2 pseudogenes are annotated in these 2,465 nt (G+C 32.6%); one reads left to right on the forward strand and one right to left on the reverse strand.

The features are described 5' to 3' along the window. Positions 1-17 precede the first annotated feature (17 nt). Positions 18-898 (reverse strand): annotated as a pseudogene (locus JCM14822_RS18330) (fumarylacetoacetate hydrolase family protein). Between the two features lie 167 nt (positions 899-1,065). Here JCM14822_RS18330 and JCM14822_RS18335 point away from each other — a divergent pair. Continuing rightward, positions 1,066-2,398, forward strand: a pseudogene (locus JCM14822_RS18335) (transposase). Positions 2,399-2,465: the final 67 nt, after the last annotated feature.

Here is a 2,465-nt window from a genome sequence, read left to right on the forward strand (position 1 = left end):
ATTAATAAATATAAACACTATTCACTAATATAATTAACAATTTTACCGATACCTTCAATTTCACAACACACTTTATCACCAGTTGTTAAAAATCTAGGTGGATCAAATCCCATACCAACGCCTGCTGGTGTTCCCATGGCAATAATTGTACCAGCTTTTAAAGTCATCCCTTGGGATAATTCATGAATGACATGAGCAATATCAAAGATTAAAAGACCCGTTGAAGAATTTTGACGTAATTCATTGTTGATATATGAGCGAATTGTCAATACTGGTGGCCTTTCAAATTGATCTTCTGTTACAATCCATGGCCCCATAGGTGTAAAACCATCTAAGCTCTTTCCAAAATACCATTGCTTATGACGTGTTTGAATTTCTCTTGCACTGACATCATTCATAATTGTATAACCAAATACATATTCAAAAGCTTCTTCTTTACTAACATTTTTGGCATCTTTTCCAATAATTACGGCAAGTTCTACTTCATAATCTAAACTCTCCATTAAATTTTTGTAACTTGGAATCTCTCCACCATCTGCTACGGCTTCATTAACACGTTTTGAAAAATAAACGGCATAAGTTCTTTCACCACCAAAAGATTCTTTCTTGTAGCGTGCTGATTCTTCTGCATGAGCCATGTAATTAATTCCCAAACAAATAACATCTTGTTTTGGCCTAGGTATTGGCGCACATTTTTCAATCTTATCTAAAACAATACCTTCATTTTTTCTGAAAGTGCAACTAACTTTTTCCTTTCTAATAATGTAATGTTTTCAATAAGTTCATTCATTGTTGCATAACTAAGGTCTATTGCATCAATAGGACAAACTACTTTTTCATCGGCACTGAGTACACCAACACATTCCTTATTTTTATATTTATAGGTGAGTAATTTCATTTTTTTGCCTCCTTTTATTTTTTAATATTAGGCGCTTGCGAAACGCATTAACCCGTATAAATACGGGATATTTTTTTGTATAAAATAGAATAACTCCTCTCAGCTTTATAGTAAACTTGAATTAATGAGAAACAAATTCACCAAAATCCAAAAGGAGTTATGTCTTTATGATACCACAAAAACAGCTTTCGTTGGCAGAAATTTATTTCGATTGCAAATCTTATTTTGAAAATGATAAACCTCATTTTCTTTACTAGAAACTACCATCAATCTTTATAAACTTATTCCATCTTCTTTTATTAATCATTTTTATACATCTACTGGTAGGCCACGTAAATATCCATTAAAGGCAATGCTTTGGCATTTATTCTTCAACGTGTTTTTTCTATTCCTACAGATTCTCTTTTAATTATTTTCCTTAACTATTCTAAGGAACTAAGAGATTTCTGTGGTTTTACTAAAGTTCCTGATGCCTCTAAATTAACTCGTTTTAGGCAAGACTTTTTGCCGGACTTACAATCTATGTTCCATAAGCTTGTAGACCTTACAGAACCGATATGCCAAAGCATTGAAGTCTTTGTAACTGAAAATAATCCTAAATACGCTAATAAGGTGGTTAAACAACTCAAAGCTTATAAAAAAGGTGCAGGTCTTGATGATTCTTACAAACCTTACAAAGCTGCTTATGGCTCTATGCCTTCCCATGCTTCCTGTAATAAAGAGATTTAACAACTCTACATTAATGGACACTTTTGTTATGTCTATAAATTTGGACTGATTACCAATGGTCTTGGATTTGTTAGAGATATTTTTTTATAACAAAGACTTCCTTGAAGCTCACCCTGAGATTATTGTTGATAAAAAATCCAATTCTCCTGATGAAAATAAATCACTCCATGATACCGAGGCCCTTATTCCTGTACTTATAGACTTTTTTTACAAAGCATCCTCTTATTAACCCTCATACTTTTATTGGTGATGCTACATTTGATAGTAGTACAATCTACAAAGCTTTACTTCATGATTTAAAATTTAAGAAAGCCTACATTCTCCTCAATAGTCGATCTAAAATTCAAAACGAACAATGTCCTATCAATGTGCTCTACTGAACCAAGTCTTCCTATGAAATATGAAGGTGAAGGTATTAATCAAAGGAAAAATGCTCTTATACACTACAAATTTGTTTGCCCAAAAATGAAATGGGTAAAGGTAGCCAAGTGTACATATAACGTCAATGTTACTGTGAAAACCCTTGTACTTCTTCATCTTGCGGTAGAATGTTTTACATTTATCCTGAAAAAGATTTACGTGCCTATCCTGGCTTTTTACGTAGTACAGATGAGTGGAATGAAACTTATAAAATCCGTTCCGTTGTAGAATAAGGTATCAACCATTTCAAAACAAGCTTTTGCTTGGCTGGACGTAAAACTCAAAATGCAAAAACACTTCATACTGCCCTACTTTTATCAAGTATTACACAGCTTATTACAGTATTATTAGCTGATAAAATCCATCAGCGTCAATATATAAGCAGTTTAAAAGTACTTATTGTATAATTGGATAGCCA

It is taken from the genome of Cellulosilyticum ruminicola JCM 14822 (genome assembly GCF_001311925.1).
In the GTDB taxonomy this organism is placed as follows: Bacteria; Bacillota; Clostridia; order Lachnospirales; family Cellulosilyticaceae; genus Cellulosilyticum; species Cellulosilyticum ruminicola.